General features: G+C 72.1%; 15 protein-coding genes. 10 read left to right on the top strand and 5 right to left on the bottom strand.

Features of this window, described 5'->3' with window-relative positions; translation table 11 throughout:
* Positions 1-97: 97 nt before the first annotated feature.
* A complete protein-coding gene (locus ACO2Q3_RS18425; protein WP_423309214.1) occupies positions 98-559 on the top strand; it encodes a hypothetical protein in 462 nt (153 codons plus the stop codon).
* Between the two features lie 45 nt (positions 560-604).
* Here ACO2Q3_RS18425 and ACO2Q3_RS18430 read toward each other — a convergent pair whose 3' ends face one another.
* Complete coding sequence (locus ACO2Q3_RS18430) at positions 605-1213, bottom strand: SOS response-associated peptidase (protein ID WP_423309216.1); 609 nt, start codon at positions 1211-1213, stop codon at positions 605-607.
* A gap of 177 nt (positions 1214-1390) precedes the next feature.
* Here ACO2Q3_RS18430 and ACO2Q3_RS18435 point away from each other — a divergent pair, with 177 nt between their 5' ends.
* Positions 1391-2785 (top strand): sensor histidine kinase, encoded by a 1395-nt coding sequence (locus tag ACO2Q3_RS18435; protein ID WP_423309218.1) that lies wholly within the window; start codon positions 1391-1393, stop codon positions 2783-2785.
* 67 nt (positions 2786-2852) lie between these two features.
* Here ACO2Q3_RS18435 and crcB read toward each other — a convergent pair whose 3' ends face one another.
* The 3 genes from crcB to ACO2Q3_RS18450 form a co-directional block, all read right to left on the bottom strand.
* Positions 2853-3284, bottom strand: coding sequence for a fluoride efflux transporter CrcB (gene crcB / locus ACO2Q3_RS18440; protein ID WP_423309220.1), 432 nt, complete (start codon positions 3282-3284; stop codon positions 2853-2855).
* A gap of 241 nt (positions 3285-3525) precedes the next feature.
* Positions 3526-4242 (bottom strand): aquaporin Z, encoded by a 717-nt coding sequence (gene aqpZ / locus ACO2Q3_RS18445; protein ID WP_423309222.1) that lies wholly within the window; start codon positions 4240-4242, stop codon positions 3526-3528.
* 157 nt (positions 4243-4399) lie between these two features.
* Positions 4400-5935 (bottom strand): nitrilase-related carbon-nitrogen hydrolase, encoded by a 1536-nt coding sequence (locus ACO2Q3_RS18450; RefSeq protein WP_423309224.1) that lies wholly within the window; start codon positions 5933-5935, stop codon positions 4400-4402.
* A 115-nt stretch (positions 5936-6050) separates the two neighbouring features.
* On the opposite strand from ACO2Q3_RS18450, the gene ACO2Q3_RS18455 reads away from it, so the two are divergent.
* The 7 genes from ACO2Q3_RS18455 to ACO2Q3_RS18485 all read left to right on the top strand — a co-directional run bounded on the left by ACO2Q3_RS18455 (position 6051) and on the right by ACO2Q3_RS18485 (position 15425).
* The gene (locus ACO2Q3_RS18455; RefSeq protein ID WP_423309226.1) at positions 6051-6599 is read left to right on the top strand and encodes a MarR family winged helix-turn-helix transcriptional regulator; all 549 of its coding nucleotides are present in this window, start codon (positions 6051-6053) and stop codon (positions 6597-6599) included.
* A 95-nt stretch (positions 6600-6694) separates the two neighbouring features.
* Positions 6695-9124 carry an ATP-binding protein gene (locus tag ACO2Q3_RS18460; protein ID WP_423309228.1) on the top strand — a complete coding sequence of 810 codons (2430 nt, stop codon included), beginning with the start codon at positions 6695-6697 and terminating at the stop codon, positions 9122-9124.
* A 108-nt stretch (positions 9125-9232) separates the two neighbouring features.
* Entirely contained in the window at positions 9233-11269 is a 2037-nt protein-coding gene (locus tag ACO2Q3_RS18465; RefSeq protein WP_423309230.1) for an FAD-dependent oxidoreductase, read from the top strand.
* Between the two features lie 185 nt (positions 11270-11454).
* On the top strand, positions 11455-12069 hold the full coding sequence (locus ACO2Q3_RS18470) for a TetR/AcrR family transcriptional regulator (RefSeq protein WP_423309232.1): 615 nt from the start codon (positions 11455-11457) through the stop codon (positions 12067-12069).
* Positions 12070-12358: 289 nt separating this feature from the next.
* Positions 12359-13336: an NADPH:quinone oxidoreductase family protein gene (locus ACO2Q3_RS18475; protein WP_423309234.1), complete on the top strand. Its 978-nt coding sequence runs from the start codon at positions 12359-12361 to the stop codon at positions 13334-13336.
* A gap of 190 nt (positions 13337-13526) precedes the next feature.
* Positions 13527-14459 carry a DMT family transporter gene (locus ACO2Q3_RS18480; protein ID WP_423309236.1) on the top strand — a complete coding sequence of 311 codons (933 nt, stop codon included), beginning with the start codon at positions 13527-13529 and terminating at the stop codon, positions 14457-14459.
* Between the two features lie 12 nt (positions 14460-14471).
* Positions 14472-15425, top strand: a complete 954-nt coding sequence (locus ACO2Q3_RS18485) for a fatty acid desaturase family protein (RefSeq protein WP_423309238.1) — start codon at positions 14472-14474, stop codon at positions 15423-15425.
* Between the two features lie 191 nt (positions 15426-15616).
* Here ACO2Q3_RS18485 and ACO2Q3_RS18490 read toward each other — a convergent pair whose 3' ends face one another.
* Positions 15617-16219, bottom strand: coding sequence for a YdcF family protein (locus ACO2Q3_RS18490; protein ID WP_423309240.1), 603 nt, complete (start codon positions 16217-16219; stop codon positions 15617-15619).
* A 71-nt stretch (positions 16220-16290) separates the two neighbouring features.
* Here ACO2Q3_RS18490 and ACO2Q3_RS18495 point away from each other — a divergent pair, with 71 nt between their 5' ends.
* A complete protein-coding gene (locus ACO2Q3_RS18495; RefSeq protein ID WP_423309719.1) occupies positions 16291-16950 on the top strand; it encodes a class I SAM-dependent methyltransferase in 660 nt (219 codons plus the stop codon).
* Positions 16951-16991: the final 41 nt, after the last annotated feature.

Here is a 16991-nt window from a genome sequence, read left to right on the forward strand (position 1 = left end):
GCGCGGGGCCGACGGCAAGCGTCCGCGCACGGCCAGCTTCGCCTGAGACGCGGCGCCCTCTTGAGAAACGCCTGCCCGGCGCCTTAATCGGGGAAGCATGAACGAAGAGATCTTCATCGGCGGGTGGACCCGCAGCAAGCTGCGTGAGCGCAGCCAGAACGAGCGCCACGCCGTGTGGAAGCGCGCCAGGGCGCTGCACTCGGCCGAGGGCAACCACCTGGCGCGGGCCATCGAGCTGCTGGGCCTGCCCTACGCCGAGCCCGAGCCGCTGGCCGACGACGATCCGCTGATGGCGCGCCTGCGTGAGGTGGTGTCCTCGCCCGAGGCCCGATCGGCGGCGATCGAGAACACCCTGGACGGCCTGCCGGCGATGGCCGGCATCGACGGCCTGCTGCACGAGCGGCTGGGCGAAGAGTATCGCCTGAACGCCGCCGCCGCGCCGACGGCCCAGCGCCTGGTCGCCGAGCTGATGACCGGCCTGGGCTACGTCGCCGCCGGCGAAAAGGATCTCCCCGCCCGCTGCGTCGCCCGCAAGGGCGTGTTCTGGAAGCGGGGCTAGGCGCCGGCGGCGTCCGCAGGCCCCCTCCGTCACCCGCCCCAGACCCTAGAACAGCCGCGCGGTCGTCGGCGGGGCGCCCTTGACCACTCGGACGGCGGTCAGGCTGCCGGCGGGGGCGGCCTTGAGCAGGGTCTGGGCGTCGGCGGCGGGGTCCAGCCAGGCCTTCCACTGGTCCGGCGTCAGGGGCACGATCTGGCGGTCGTGATAGGGGGCGACGTCGGGGCCGGCGTCGATGGTCAAGAGGGTGAAGCGCTCGCCCGCCTCGCCGGCGTCGCGCCACAGGCCGGCCATGGCGAACACGTCCGCCTCCGGGGCGGTGAAGCGCCACTGGGTCTTGGGGTACTTCACCCCCGTGAACTCGAAGAAGTGAGTCGCCGGGACCAGGCAGCGGCCGCTGGCGAAGGTGCGGCCCTCGGCGCGATAGTTGATCACCGGTCCAGCCTTCGGCCGCCCCGGCGGGAAGCCCCAGCGCATCTGCGACAGCGCCGCCCGCCCCTCGCCCGCCTGGCGCACCACCGGGGCCAGGTCGGTGGGCTTGATCTCCTCCAGGCCCGGAAAGTTCGGCAGGCCTCCGGCCTCGAAGTCGATGTCGAGGGCGGCGAACAGCTCGATCAGCCGGTGGAGCGGGGCGTTGAAGCCGAACTTGTTGCACATCGCCCGCAGTTTCCCCGCCCTGTGCGGTCCGTCAATCGGGCCGGCGCCGCGCCCCACGGGAGCCCGCGAACAACTGGCCGGTGAATGGACACAACCGGGGACCGTGCGACGTTACAGCGTTAGGCCGCGTGGAAGGCTGGGCCTATAGTCCGGCTCGCAATTGCCGGAACCGCCGCGATGACGACCGCCGACAGCCCGGCCCGCTGGCTGGCCGACAACCTGGAAACCTTCGCCACCCTGTTCGACATCGGCGGCTTTCTCGCCGGGGTGGTCGAGGAGGACGGCGACGACTATCGCTACGTGGCCGCCAACCAGAAGCTGGCCGAGCACTTCCGGCTGAGCCACGACGCGCTGATCGGCAAGACCGGCCGCGAGCTCGGCGCGACGCCGGAACTGATCGCCAGCCGCATGCAGGCCCTCGACAAGGTCAATCGCGAAGGACCACAGCGCGAGGAATTCTCGCTGACCATCCGCGGCGAGCGGCGGCGGTTCCTGTCGGTGCACACCAGGGCGCCGGCCCCTGAGGGCGGCCCGCGCCGCATGGCCTACCTGTCGGCCGACATCACCGCCCGGCGCACCGCCGAGACCGAGGCCGCCCGCCACCGCGCCCGCGCCGAGGCGGCGCTGGAGGCGGCCAACATGGGCGCCTGGGAGTACGACATCGTCACCGACCGGCTGGTCTGGGACGGTCGCGCCGAAGCCCTGATCGGCCTGCCCGGCGAGCCGCGCAGCCTGGAGGCCTTCATGGACCTGCTGCACCCGGACGACCGTCCGCGCGTGCAGACCGCGCAGGACGCCGCCGAGGCTGGCGAGAACGACGGCTACTACCGGGTCGAGCACCGCATGATCGCCCCGGACGGGGCCCAGCACTGGGTGGAAAGCACCGGCCGGATCCTGTTCAGGGACGGCGTGCCGGTCTCGGCCGTGGGCACGGTGCGCGACATCGGCGAGCAGATGGCGGCCCGCGAGCGGCAGGCCTTCCTGACCGCCGAGTTGAACCACCGGGTGAAGAACAACCTGGCCGCGGTGCAGGCGATCGCCAACCAGACCCTGCAGTGGACGCCTGACCCCGTGGAGTTCCGCGACGCGTTCCAGGCCCGGGTCTCGGCCCTGGGCCGCGCGCACGACCTGCTCAACGCCAACGCCTGGCAGGCCACCGACCTGCGCCAGATCATGCAGCGCTCGCTGGAGGCGGCCGCCGGGCCGGTGGTCCTGCAAGGCGCCGCCGAGCCGGTGCTGGTGCTGCCTGAGCGGGCCATGACCCTGGCGATCATCTTCAACGAGCTCGCCACCAACGCGGCCAAGCACGGCGCCCACGCCCGGCCGGGCGGCCAGGTGACCGTGTCCTGGAAGATCATCGGCGACGCTGTCGAGATCCTGTGGACGGAGTCCGGCGGCCCGCCGGTGGCCCCGCCGCGGCGCCAGGGCTTCGGCTCGCGCATCCTGCGCGCCGGGGTCGGCGGGCGCGACGGCGCCGCGCGGCTGGACTACGCCCCGGGCGGCCTGAGGGTGCGCCTGACCCTGCACCGCTCGCCGGCGGTGATGTTCGAGCCGGCGGCCGAGCTGGTCTGAGCGGCGTCGCCGCCGCCGCCCCTTTGCCGGCCCCCGTCGCCGGCCCCCATCGTCGCCGCCGACCGGCTCAGGCCTCTTCCTCGATGGCGATCTGGGCGATCTGGCGGGCGCCGCCGTTGAAATGCGCCGCCAGGGCGTGGCCCACCGCCACCGCGGCCACGCACAGCGCCACCGAGGCGCCCATGTTCAGCGCCGCCCGGGCCAGCGCCCCGCCGCGCAGCAGGTCCAGGGTCTGCAGGCTGAACGACGAGAAGGTGGTGTAGCCGCCGCAGAAGCCGATCATCACGAACAGCCGCAGGTTCTCCGACACCGGGAAACGGCCGCTGGCCAGGGTCAGGGTGCCGAACAGGCCGATCAGGAACGAGCCGGAGACGTTGATCATCATCGTCCCCCAGGGCATGCGCCCGCTGATCGGCAGGGCCAGCACCGAGACGACGTAACGCGCCAGGGTGCCCAGCGCCCCGCCGGCCATGACCAGAAGACAGGTGGTGAAGTTCATGCCGGCTCCACGGGGGCTTGGGTGGCGGTGTCTCGGGGACATGATACCCAATCCCCTCGATTCCACAGCCACGAGGAAGCGCCTCGTCAGGGATTGGGGATCGCGCGCCCGCAGCGCAGCGGAGCGCCGGGGCCGGCTGCGCAGAGTCCAGCTGGACCTCGTCTGGGAACCGGAACCGCCGGCCCCGGGTCTGGGACGCTTCGCGCCTTGCCCGGGGTGACGAGATGATTGAGCGTCCCCCTCAGGTCCCCGAGACGTCCACCGGCGCCGGAGTGGCGGGGCTGAGCCAGCGGTAGGCCACGCCGCCCAGGGCGCCGCCGACGATCGGCGCAAGCCAGAACAGCCACAGCTGCTGCAGCGCCCAGCCGCCGGCGAAGATCGCCGGGCCGGTGCTGCGCGCCGGGTTCACCGAGGTGTTGGTCACCGGGATGCTGATCAGGTGGATCAGGGTCAGGCACAGGCCGATGGCCAGAGGCGCGAAGCCCTTGGGCGCGTCGCCGTGAGTCACCCCCATGATCACGAACAGGAAGGCGAAGGTCATCGCCACCTCGCACGCCAGGCAGGCGACCAGGCTGTAGCCGCCGGGCGAGTGATCGGCGTAGCCGTTGCTGGCGAAGCCGCCGGCCAGGCTGAAGTCGGCCTTGCCGCTGGCGATCAGGTACAGAACCCCCGCCCCGGCGACCGCGCCCAGCACCTGGGCGACGATGTAGCCGGGTAGGTCGCGCGCCGGGAACCGCCCGCCCGCCCACAGGCCCACCGACACCGCCGGGTTCAGGTGGCAGCCCGACACGTGGCCGATGGCGTAGGCCATGGTCAGCACCGTCAGGCCGAACGCCAAGGACACGCCGACGAAGCCGATGCCCAACTGCGGGAACGCCGCCGCCAGCACGGCCGCCCCGCACCCGCCCAGCACCAGCCAGGCCGTGCCCACGAACTCCGCCACCAGCTTCTTCAACATGCTCGCCTCCCGAGTGCTTCAGCGGAGCCTGGACGCGTGGAAGGCGTATGGCAAGGGTTGTGGGGCCCAGCCCCCAACGTCGACGCTACCCCTCCCCTCCCCACGCCCTGGGGGCCCGATCGCGCCGCGGTTGGGAAGGTGAGGGGCCGCGCCGGCCTCAGTCGCCCGCGCGCCGGGGCCGGGCCAGCGCCAGGGTGGCCAGGGCCAGCACCGCCAGGGCGCACAGCCAGGCGAACGCATCGCCGATCCGCGCGTAGGCCGTCGTCACCCCCTTCACAGGCACGTCGACCAGCATGGCGTAGGCCTTGCCCGGCACGGTGTCCTGCATCGCCAGCACCCGGCCGAACGGATCGAACGCGCCCGACAGGCCCCAGTAGTCGACGCGCACCAGGGAATAGCCGTTCTCGATCGCCCGCAGCCGCGCGGCCTTCATGGTGTGGTTGTAGCCCTCTTCCGGCCAGTCCCAGCCCGGCAGCAGCAGGATGTCGGCCGGCACGCGGGCCAGTGCCGGGAAGTCGCCGTCGAAGCAGATCACGTTGCTGAGCCGCCCGTACGGCGTGTCCGCCACCGGCGGGGCGTTGGCGAACGGGGCCACAGGCTCCATGCCGGGGACGGGGTGGTTCTTGCGGTAGTGCCACAGCTGGCCGCCGTCCGGGCCGATCAGGAAGGTCTCGTTGCGCGCGTAAGGCACGCCCACGGCGGCGTCGACATAGACCCCGGCCTGCCGCGCCAGGGCGGAGACCTGCTGCAGGAACGGGCCCTTGTCGGCCTCCAGAGCCGGCGCGGCGGTCTCCGACCACAGGATCACCCGCGCCCCGGCGGCCGCGGCGGCCCGGGCGCCGTCCAGCAGGGCGGCCCGTGCGGCGGCGTCGGCGGCGCGCATCGACGGCGTGGCCACCGCCGCCAGGGTCGCCGGCGACGGCGGATAGCTGGCCATCGACACGCCGCTCCAGGCCGGCGCCCGCAGCGCCATGGGCGGCACGACGCCGGCCACCTTGACGGTCTCACCGGCCGGTCGGGCGGCGGCCCAGGTCAGCCGCGCCTCGCCGAAGCCCAGCACCGCCAGCATCACCGCCGCCAGGGCGCCGCCCAGCCGCAGCGCCACACGGCGCGAGGGAGTCTCCCAGATCTGGTTGGCCACGCTGGCCGCCAGCGCGATCAGGAAGCCGATGGCATAGGGCCCCAGCAGCGAGACGATCTGGGCCAGGGCCAGGGTCTCGCTCTGGGTGATCGCCTTGACGCCGATGCTGGCCCCCACCGGCAGCAGGCTGGCGGCGGCGAACTCGGTCATCGCCGTCGCGGCCGGCAGCAGCAGCACGCGACCCGCCTCGCCCAGGCGCGGGGCCAGCAGCCGGTCCAGGAGGTAGGGGACAGCGAAGATCGCGCCCAGCGCCAGGCACAGGGCGGTGGTCATGGCGTTGAACGGGGCGGCGGTCTCCAGCATGTAGCCGGCGATCTGCGCCCCCGAGACCGCCACCACGGCGGCGATCGCCACGGCGGGGGCGCTCGTGCGGGCGAAGCGCAGCAGGAACACCGGCGCGATCCAGGCGGCCACGGCGATGTCCCACCGGCCGCCGGTGGACAGCAGCGCCGCGGCCGCGCCGATCGCCAGCCACAGCCAGCGCGCCGCGGGGACGGCGGCCACGCCGGCGCGGCCGAGGGCGGGAGGGGCTGTTTCGGTGATCGACGCCATGGCGGGTCTCCAGGGGTTTTCCAGGGATGCGATAATCGTTATTCATTGAAACGATTATTTCTCGCAATGGATTCCCCAGATTGACCCTCCGGTCAAGCGGGGAGACAAGACGCCGGTGTCCCCCGCCCAGAAGCCGCCCGCCGCGACGCCCGCCCCAACGCCCGCCGAAGACGCCGGGGCCGCTTTGGGCGCTCATCCGTCCGGGGGGCCGGCCGCGCGGGAGGAGCACCCGGGGGTCGCCCTGCGCCGCAGCTTCGGCGCGCACGCCATCCGCCTGGGCGAGATGGTGTTCGCCCGCGCCGAGGCGGCCCTCGCGCCCCTGGCGCTGACGCCGCTCGCCTATGACGCCATGGTCTGCATCCTGGAGGGCCACGGCATGTCGCAGCAGGACCTCAGCCGCCGCCTGGGCATCTATGCGCCGAAGATGGTCGGGGTGCTGGACGGGCTGCAGCAGCAGGGGCTGGTGGAGCGCCAGGTCAGCGCCGCCGACCGCCGCCGCCACGAGCTGCGCCTGACGCCTGCCGGCCACGCCCGCCTGGAGGCGGCCACCGCCGTCGCCGTGGGGCTGGAGCGCGCGCTGTTTGGCGACGTGCCGGCCGACGGCAAGGCCTGGATGGCGGCCCTGGTGGCGCGGCTGGAAGCGGAGGCGGGCGACGCCGACTGACGGCCGCGGCGCCGTCCCTTGCCCCCCGTTCCCAGCCTTAACCTAGATTTCAGCGCTCGCAGGTTAACCCACCAGGGCGTGGGGGAGGCGCGGGCATGGTGGAAGAGGCGAGCAGTCCGCCGTTCGGGATGAGCCCGGCGCTGCCCGCGTTCCATCGCGCCACCCGCATCGCCGAAGCCCTGTTCCCAGGCGCCGAGGCCAGCGTGGTGCTGGTCGACGGCGAGCGCGTCTGGCGCAGCGGCGGCGGCCTGGTCGGCACGAAGCTGCCGGCGAAGGGCGTGCACGCCGTGATCGACAAGGGCAAGGCGATCTGGGTCGCCGACCGCGATCCCGACCCGGCCCTGCCGATGCCTCCCGGACAGCCGCACAACCGCTTCTGGGCCGGCGCGCCGGTGCGCCTGTCGGACGGCGACACCATCGGGGTGCTGACCGTGCGCGGCCCGGCCAGTCGTCCGTACGACAAGACCCTGGCCGGCCGGCTGCAGGACCTGGCCGACAGCATCGCCGACGAGTGCGAGCGCGCCCGCGCCACCGAGGCGGTCGCCGCGCGCGGCCGCGAGCTGCGGGCCGCCCGCAAGGTGATGGCGGCCTTCGTCGCCTCGGTGCCGATCGAGTCGGTGATGACCGATCGCGAGTTCCGCCTGCTGACCGCCACGCCGCGCTGGCTGGAGACGCTGGGCGTGAAGGATCCCGAGGCGGCGGTCGGCCGGCCGCTGCAGGAGGTGGCGCCCGACGCCTTCGCCTATTTCAAGGACCATTTCGAACGCTGCCTGGCGGGCGAACGGGTGTGGGACCCGCGCGTGCGGGTGATCTCCGCCGACGGTTCGCAACGCTGGATGACGCTGGAGATGACCCCCTGGCGGGACGAGACCGGCGAGGTCGCCGGCGTGGTCAGCGCCGCGCACGACGTCACCGACCAGGTCGACGCGATCCGCAGCCTGGAGCGCACCCAGCAGCGCCTGCAGCTGGCCACCGAGATGACCGCCTTGCAGGTCTACGACGTCGACCTGAAGCGCCGCACCATCGTCACCGCCGGCAAGGTGCTGTTCGGTCACGACGAGGCCGAGGCCAAGTCGGTAGCCGAGGCGGTGTTCAGCGGCGACACCCTGCGCTTCGTCGACCCGCGCGACCGGCCGCTGGTGGCCGAGGCCTCGGCCCGCTTCCACCAGGGCCAGGCGCCCTACGACGTGGAATACCGCGTGCTGCGCGACGGCGGCGAGGAGTTCTGGATCGCCGAGGTAATGCAGGCGATCCGCAGCGACGACGGGGCGCCCCGCCGGATCATCGGCGCCATGCAGGACGTCACCGCGCGCAAGCAGACCGAACAGGCGCTGATCCAGGCTCGCGACGAGGCCGAGGCGGCCACCCGCGCCAAGAGCGCCTTCCTGGCCACCATGAGCCACGAGATCCGCACCCCGCTGAACGGGGTGCTGGGCATGGCCCAGGCCATGGCCGCCGGGCCGATGGAGCCGGCGCAGCGCGAGCGGCTGGACGTCATCCGCCAGTCGGGCGAGGCGCTGCTGGCGGTGCTCAACGACGTGCTGGACCTGTCCAAGATCGAAGCCGGCAAGCTGGACCTGGAGGAGGCCGAGTTCGACGTCGCCGCCGTGGCCCAGCGCGCCCACGCCGCCTTCACCGCTGTCGCCACGCAGAAGGGCGTGGCCTTCGACCTGACCGTCACCCGCGCCGCCCAGGGCGCCTATCGCGGCGACGCCACCCGCGTGGGCCAGCTGCTGAACAACCTGATCTCCAACGCGCTGAAGTTCACCGAGACCGGCCGCGTGGCCGTCACCGTCGGCCGCCGCCGCGGCGCCCTGACCCTGACCGTGGCCGATACCGGCATCGGCATGTCGGCCGAGCAGCAGGCGGCCCTGTTCCAGAAGTTCGCCCAGGCCGACGCCTCCACCACCCGCCGTTTCGGCGGCACGGGCCTGGGGCTGGCGATCTGCCGCGAGCTCGCCGAGCTGATGGGCGGGTCCATCGCCGTGCGCAGCGCCGAGGGCCGCGGCTCGACCTTCGTCGCCACCCTGCCCCTGTCCCGCGTCGCCGCCAGGTCTCGGGCGGACGGACGAAGCGGCGGGACGCGCAACGGCGGCGCCGTCCGCGCCGGCGAACCGGTCGGCGTGCGGGTGCTGGCGGCGGAAGACAATCCGGTCAACCAGCTGGTGCTCAAGACCCTGCTGTCGCAGATCGGCGTGCATGTCGAAGTGGTCGGCGACGGGGTCGACGCCGTGGCCGCCTGGGAATCGGCCGACTGGGACGTGATCCTGATGGACGTGCAGATGCCGCGCATGGACGGGCCCACCGCCGTGCGCTTCATCCGCGAGCGCGAAGCCGCCCAGGGCCGCCCGCGCACCCCGATCATCGCCCTGACCGCCAACGCCATGACCCACCAGGTGAACGAGTACTTGGCCGCCGGCATGGACGACTTCGTCCCCAAGCCCATCGAAGTCCGCCGCCTGATCGCCGCCCTGGAAGCCGCCCTGGCCGAAGCGCCGCCGGCGGCGGGAGCGGCGGCGGGCTAGGCGCTCCGCTCCGGTTCCTCTTCCCCACCCCTTCACCCACCCCCCCTGGTCTTCCCCGGCGGTAGATGCTTACGGTGTAAGCATAACGAGTCCCGGGGAGGATCGAGGATGTCGGGTGTGGAGCGCTATCCGCGGCTGTTCGCGCCGCTGGCGGTGGGCGGGGTGCGGCTGAAGAACCGCGTGATCATGGGGTCGATGCACACCGGCCTGGAGGACGTTCCCGGCGGCTATGCGCGCCAGGCGGCGTACTTCGCCGAGCGGGCCCGCGGCGGGGTCGGCATGATCATCACCGGCGGCGTGCCGCCCAACGCCGAGGCCGGCGGCGGGGCGCTGGACACGCCGCAGGCGGCCGAGGGCCACCGGGTGATCACCCAGGCGGTGCACGACGCCGACCCGGACGTGAAGATCTGCCTGCAGATCCTGCACACCGGCCCGCTGGCCGGCACGCCCGCCTGCGTCGCCCCCTCGCCGATCCGCTCGCGCATCGGCCGCTACGTTCCCAACGAACTGGACGAGGCCGGCATCGAGAAACAGCTGGCCGACTTCGCCAACTGCGCGGCGTTGGCGCAGGCCGCGGGCTATGACGGCGTCGAGATTATCGGTTCGGCCGGGTATCTGCTGTCGACCTTCCTGGTGGAGAAGACCAACCAGCGCACCGACCGCTGGGGCGGGCCGTTCGAGAACCGCATGCGCTTCCCGGTCGAGGTGGTGCGGCGGGTGCGCCAGGCGGTGTCGCCGGGCTTCATCGTCATCTTCCGCATCGCCGCCATGGACATGCTGGAGGGCGGCATGGCCTGGGACGAGGTGGTGACCCTGGGCAAGGCCATCGAGGACGCCGGCGCGGACATCATCTCCACCCACTTCACCTGGCACGAGGCGCAGGTGCCGACCATCGCCACCATGGTGCCACGCGCCGCCTTCACCGGCGTCACCGGCCGGCTGCGCGCTGCGCTGAGCGTGCCGATGATCACCTCGAACCGCATCAACATGCCCCAGGTGGCCGAGGACGTGCTGGCCCGCGGCGACGCCGACCTGGTGTCCATGGCCCGGCCGATGCTGGCCGACCCGGATCTGGTGAAGAAGACCCTCGAGGGCCGCGAGGACGAGATCAACACCTGCATCGCCTGCAACCAGGCCTGCCTGGACCACACCTTCACCGGCCGCATGGTCAGCTGCCTGGTCAACCCGCGCGCCTGCCACGAGACCGAGCTCAACTATCCCCCGGCCGCAGCGGGGGCCCGCAAGCGGCTGGCGGTGGTCGGCGCCGGGCCGGCGGGGCTGGCCTACGCCACCGTCGCCGCCGAGCGCGGCCACCGCGTGACCCTGATCGACCAGGCTTCGGAGATCGGCGGCCAGTTCAACCTGGCCCGGCGGATCCCCGGCAAGGAGGAGTTCGACGAGACCCTGCGCTACTTCCGCCGCCGCATCGAGGTTCTGGGCATCGAGCTGCGCCTGGGCCGGCCGGCCGACGCCGCCGCCCTGGCGGCCGAGGGTTTCGACGAGGTGCTGGTGGCCACCGGCATCCAGCCGCGCACCCCCGACCTGCCCGGCATCGACCATCCCAAGGCGGTCGGCTACGTCGACGCGATCCTGGGCCGCAAGCCGATCGGCCGGCGGGTGGCGATCATGGGCGCCGGCGGCATCGGCTTCGACGTCGCCGAACTGATCACCCACGCCGGGACCAGCGCCGCCCTGGACATCGACGTCTTCGCCGCCGAGTGGGGCATAGACTTCAAGAACCATCCGCGCGGCGGGGTCACCGGCGTCACCCCCGCCGTCGCCCGCGCCGACCGCGAGGTGACCCTGCTGCAGCGCAAGACCGACGCGGTGGGCAAGGGGCTGGGCCGCACCACCGGCTGGACCCACCGCCTGACCCTGCAGCGGCGCGGCGTGCGGATGATCAACGGCGTCGAGTACGTGAAGATCGACGACGACGGCCTGCACACCCTGATCGGCGGCCAGCCGCAGCTGTTCGAGGTCGACACGGTGATTGTCTGCGCCGGCCAGCTGCCGCTGCGCACCCTGTACGATCAGCTCACCGCCGCCGGCGTGCCCGCCACCCTGGCCGGCGGCGCCTTCGAGGCCGCCGAACTGGACGCCAAGCGCGCCATCGACCAGGCCAGCCGGCTCGCCGCGGTGGTGTGAGGGGGGCTCGATCGGGGACATGGCGCCCAATCGGGCGCTCACTGCCCCGTCCGCGGCGGCCGGTCGGGGATCGAGGATCGCGTTCCCGAAACGGATGCTTCGAAACTTGCGCTTACACCCACATTGGGGCTGTAGACTGATCCCCTTCGGCGATCCGCCGGGTTTGGGGTACAGTTCGAGTCACAATGTCAGACGTCGCCGATCTATCGCCGGGCAAGCGCGAACAGACCAAGGTCGCCAACCGCCAGGCCATCCTCGAGGCCGCCCGCGAGGTGTTCGTCGAGATGGGGTTCGAAGCCGCCACGGTGCGCGACATCATCCGCCGCACCAACCTGTCGGTGGGCGCCTTCTACAACTACTACCGCTCCAAGGAGGAGGTGTTCGACGCCCTGGCGGACGACGGCGCGCGGCGCTTCCGCCCAATCCTGCACGCCGCGGCGCTGAAGGCCACCGACTTCGAGTCCTACCTGCGCGCCGCCGTGGGGGCCTATTTCAACTTCATCGCCGAGGACGAGGCGATCTATCGCGACCTGCAGCCACAGCAGATGCCGCATGCGCGCAACACCCCGGAGATGCTGGCGGTGTTCGAGGAGGTGCGGGCCGTGTTCGCCGACGTGATGGACCGCGGCCTGGCCCCCAAGGTCGACCTCGACTACCTGGCCAGCGCCTGCATCGCCATCGCCCGCGAGATCGGCGACAAGATGCTGGAGCGCCGCCCGATCGACGTCGACGGCGCCGTGGAATTCGTCGTGCGCCTGGTGCTGGCCGGGGTGAACGCCGTGCCGCGCGTCGAGGGCTGAGGGGGCGCCCTCGCATCCCCCATCTTTCGTCACCCCGGACAAGGACGCGTAGCGACCGCCGATCCGGGGCCGGCCGCGCCGCCACCGAGACGAGCTCCAGCCGGGCGCTGATCCATGGGCCCATTCTCACATTCTTCTGAGCGATGGCGCCGCTGGCCCCGGCTCTACGCTTCGCTTCGGCCGGGGTGACGGGAGAGGCGGCCAGGGGCAAGAGCGCGAAAGCTGGTCCTTCCGTGGGGTCCGGGTGCTATCCCCGCGGATACTTCGGATCGATTGCTTGAGGGACTGCATGCGCGCGCTGGTCGTCGAACGCCTGGAGCCGGACTATGCCGGCTGCGAACTGAAGGACATCCCCACCCCCGATCCGCGCCCCGGCGAGGTGCTGGTGCGGGTCAGGGCGGCGGCGGTGAACTTTCCCGACCTGCTGCAGACCCGCGGCGAATACCAGCACAAGCCGCCGCTGCCGTTCATCCCCGGGCTGGAGATCTCCGGCGTGGTCGTGAAGCTGGGCGAAGGCGTCGACCAGTGGAAGGTCGGCGACGAGGTGGTGGGCGGCGCGCGCATCGGCGGCTTCTCGGAATACGCGGTGACCCCGGCGGCCGGCCTGCGGCCCAAGCCCGAGCGGCTGAGCTTCGCAGCGGCCGCGTCCTATGGTGCGGCCTATCTGACCGCCTGGGTGGCGCTGACCCGCCGGGCCCAGGTGCAGCCGGGCGAGTGGGTGCTGGTGCACGGCGCGGCCGGCGGCGTGGGCCTGGCCTGCGTCGACCTGGCCAAGGTGCTGGGCGCGCGGGTGATCGCCGCCTCCGCCTCGGACGCCAAGCTGAAGGTGATCGCCGACGAGTACGCCCCCGACGCCGTGGTCAACGTCACCGGCGGCTTCCGCGAAAAGGTCAAGGAGATCACCGGCAGGCGCGGGGCGGACGTGATCTACGACCCGGTCGGCGGCGACGTGTTCGACGAAAGCACCCGCTGCATCGCCTTCGACGGGCGGCTGCTGGTGATCGGCTTCACCTCCGGGCGGATCCCGACGGTGTCGGTGAACATGCCGCTGATCAAGGGCTTCTCGGTGATGGGGGTGCGCGCCGGCGAGTACGGCCGCCAGTTCCCGGAAAAGGGCCGCGAGAACGCCGCCGCGGTCTGGAGCCTGGCCAGCGAGGGCAAGATCCGCCCGCGGGTGTTCAAGGAATACCCCCTGGACGACTGGCGCGGGGCCTTCGACTCCCTGGCCGACCGCCAGGTGGTGGGCAAGAGCGTGATCGTTCCGTAGCGCCGGTTCTCCGCTGGAGCCCCCATCCCGGCCTTCGGCCGTACTTCCCCCAAGGGGGGAAGAGAATCAGCGGGGCTTGGGCGCTGTTTCTCTTCCCCCTCTGGGGGAAGTACCCGCGAAGCGGGGGTAGGGGGCTCCACCGGAGCGCCGCCGGGGTGACAGCGCTGCAACGCCGCCCTAAAGCCCGCGCATGGCTGATCAGGCGATCGAGGCTGCGGAGCCGGCGCGGCACGGACTTTCCGGCAATATTCGCGGCGCGCTGTGGATGCTGCTGTCGGCGGTGACCTTCACCGTCATGACGTCGCTGATCAAGTTCCTGGGCGCCGACTATCCAGCCTCGCTGCAGGCCTTCTACCGCCAGGCGGCGGGGCTGGTGGTGCTGGCGCCGTGGATCCTGAGGAATCCGGCGCGCGCCTACGCCACCAGCCGGCCAGGGATCCTGATCTTCCGCTCGGCGGCCGGCACCGTCGCCATGATCATGCAGTTCTATGCCTTCCAGAAGATGCCGCTGGCCGACGCCAACGCGCTAAGCTTCACCCGCACCCTGTGGCTGGTGCCCCTGGCGGCGTTCATGCTGCGCGAGAGTATCGGCATCCACCGCATCCTCGCGGCAGTGGTCGGCTTCGGCGGGGTGCTGCTGATGGTGCGCCCGGAGGGGCACGGCGGCCTGGGCGTGCCGCAGCTGTGCATGCTGGCCTCGTCGCTGATCTTCGCCTTCACCATCACCGGCATGAAGACCCTGACCCGCGACCATCCGCCGTCCACCGTGCTCTACTGGTCGGCGACCCTGGGCTTCCTGCTGGCCATCCCCCTGGCCGTGCTGTCCTGGCGCTGGCCCACGCCGAAGGACCTGCTGCTGCTGTGCCTGATGGGGGTGGTCGCGACGGTGAACCAGGCCTGCTACATCAAGGGCATGCAGGCTGGCGACGCGGCGGCCATGGCGCCGATGGACTACACCCGGCTGGTGTTCTCCGCGGCGGTGGGCTTCTTCGTCTTCGCCGAGGTTCCCCAGCCGCTGACCCTGGCGGGCGCCGCCGTGGTGATCGCCTCGACGCTTTACATTACGTGGCGGGAGCATGTGATCGTCGAGCGCGCGCGCCGTGCGGCGGCAGTGAAACTGTGAGATAATCGGCCCATGTCCGTCGCTGCCCGCGTCAATCGCAAGGACTTCTTCACCGACGAGGAATGGGCCCCGCTGGCCGCCCGCTCGTCGTGGAAGGGGCTGGCGCTGGTGGCGCACTGCTGGGCGGTGATCGGCCTGACCTGGGCGGCGGTGATCTGGTCCCCGCACGTGCTGGGCGTCTTCTGGCCGGTGACCATCATCCCCGCGGCGATGATCATCGGCGGCCGCCAGCTGGGCCTCGGCATCCTGATGCACGACGCCGCCCATGGCTGCCTGCACCCGAACCTGAAGGTCAACGACGGGGTGGCCGAGTGGCTGTGCGCCGAGGGCGTCGAGCGCTACCGCAAGTACCACCTGCAGCACCACAAGTTCGCCCAGCAGGCCGAGGACCCCGACCTGGTGCTGTCGGCCCCGTTCCCGATCACCCGCCAGTCCCTGTGGCGCAAGGTGGCGCGCGACCTCACCGGCCAGACCTGGGTCAAGCAGCGCTTCGGCGTGATGCAGGCCAAGCTGAAGGCGCGCAAGCCCGGCCAGGCCGTGCTGCCGATCGTCGCCGGCGAGATCTGGCGCATGCGCCGCTGGTTCGCCCTGAACCTGGCGGTGATCGCGGTCACCAGCGCGCTCGGCTACTGGTGGGCCTGGTTCGCCCTGTGGCTGCTGCCGCGCGCCACCTGGTTCCAGCTGATCACCCGGTTCCGCAACATCGCCGAGCACGCCCTGGTGGCCAAGGACGAGCCGGACCCCCTGCGCCACGCGCGCACCACCAGCGCGAACCTGGTCGAGCGCATGCTGATCGCGCCCTACTACGTCAACTACCACTGCGAACATCACATGTTCATGCACATGCCCTGCTGGAGCCTGCCCCGCGCCCACCGGCTGCTGCGGGCCAAGGGCGTGCTGGACCGCATGCGCACCGCGCCGAACTACGTGACCGTGCTCTCGCAGGCGGCGGGGAAGGCGGCGTAAGGCCGGTGGGGCGGAACCCCTCACCCTCCCATGGCTGCGCCATGGGCCCCTCCCTCTCCCTATGAGAGAGGTGATTTTCTCTTTGTCGGCAACGGCTTACTTTACCTCTCCCATAGGGAGAGGGAGGGGCCCGCGCGGCTTGCGCGAGCAAGTCGCGTGGGAAGGTGAGGGGTTACGTCCCGCCGGGGAAACTACAGCCAGGCCGGCCGCCCCAGCCAGTACACCGGATAGGCCACCACCTCGCGCGGCAGGGCGATGAAGTCCCCCCAGGTCAGATAACGGGCGTGCGCGCCGCGGACGTCGGTGACGCCGGCGCGGCGCAGCGCCAGCCGGGTGCGGGGCACGTGGTAGAACTGGCTGACGGCGATCACCGAGCGCCAGCCATGCGCCCGCAGGATCGTGGCGGTGTTGCGCCCGGTCAGCTCGGTATTGTCGCCGAACGGGTCGGCGATGATCGCGGAGCCCGGAACCCCGCGCGCCAGCAGATAGGCCCGCATCACCCGGGCTTCGTCCCCCTCGCCGCCCAGCACGCCGCCGGCCTCGACCCCGCCGGAGACGATCAGCGCCCGCACCTTGCCCGCGCGCCAGATCGCCAGGCCCTCGTCGAGCCGCGCGGCCAGGGCGGGCGAGGGGCGCTGGCCGGGATAGACCCGGTTGCCGAGGATCACCGCCGCGTCGGCCGGGCGCAGATCGTCCTGGCAGCCGGCCCAGGCGATGGCCGCGCAGCCGCTCAGCATCGCCGCCCCCGCCGCGGCGGCGATCCACGCCAGGGCCCGTTTCCATGCGTTCGTCATCGGCCAAGCTTGATGTTGCCGTGTGGCCAGGGCAAGGCGGGGCGCGCTGCCGGAGAGCCGTCATTTCCCCGATCGAGTCCACCCTGGAAGGCCGCCGCGCGTTCGTGCGCGACAACACCCGGCTGCAGGCGCCGCCGCACGCGCCGGAGCTGTCGCTGTACCTGGCCGACGAGATCACCCCGATCTGGCGGCTGACCGAGGAGGCCCTGGCCGAGATCGGCCTGCCGCCGCCGTTCTGGGCCTTTGCCTGGGCCGGCGGCCAGGCGCTGGCGCGCTATCTCCTCGACAACCCGGCGATCGTCGCCGGCCAGGCAGTGGTCGACTTCGCCTCCGGCTCGGGCATCGTCGCCATCGCCGCGATGAAGGCCGGCGCCGCCAGCGCCCTGGCGGCCGACATCGACGTGTTCTGCGAGGCGGCCATCGCCGACAACGCCGAGGCCAACGGCGTCACCGTCGCCTTCACCGACCGCAACCTGCTGGACGCGCCGCCGCCCAGGGCCGACGTCTTCCTGGCCGGCGACATCTGCTACGAGAAGCCCCTGGCCGAGGCGGTGATGGCCTGGCTGGGCGCGGCGCGCGACGCCGGCGCCAGGGTGCTGATCGGCGACCCCGGCCGCACCTATTTCCCCAAGACCGGCCTGAAGATGCTCGCCGAATACCAGGTGCCCACCACCCGTGAGCTGGAGGACATGGCGGTCAAGCGCACCCGCGTCTGGACCTTCGAGGACTGAGGGGCGGTTCTCCGCTGGAGCCCCCATCCCGGCCTTCGGCG

This window comes from Caulobacter sp. KR2-114, assembly GCF_049446115.1.
Classification (GTDB): Bacteria; Pseudomonadota; Alphaproteobacteria; order Caulobacterales; family Caulobacteraceae; genus Acaudatibacter.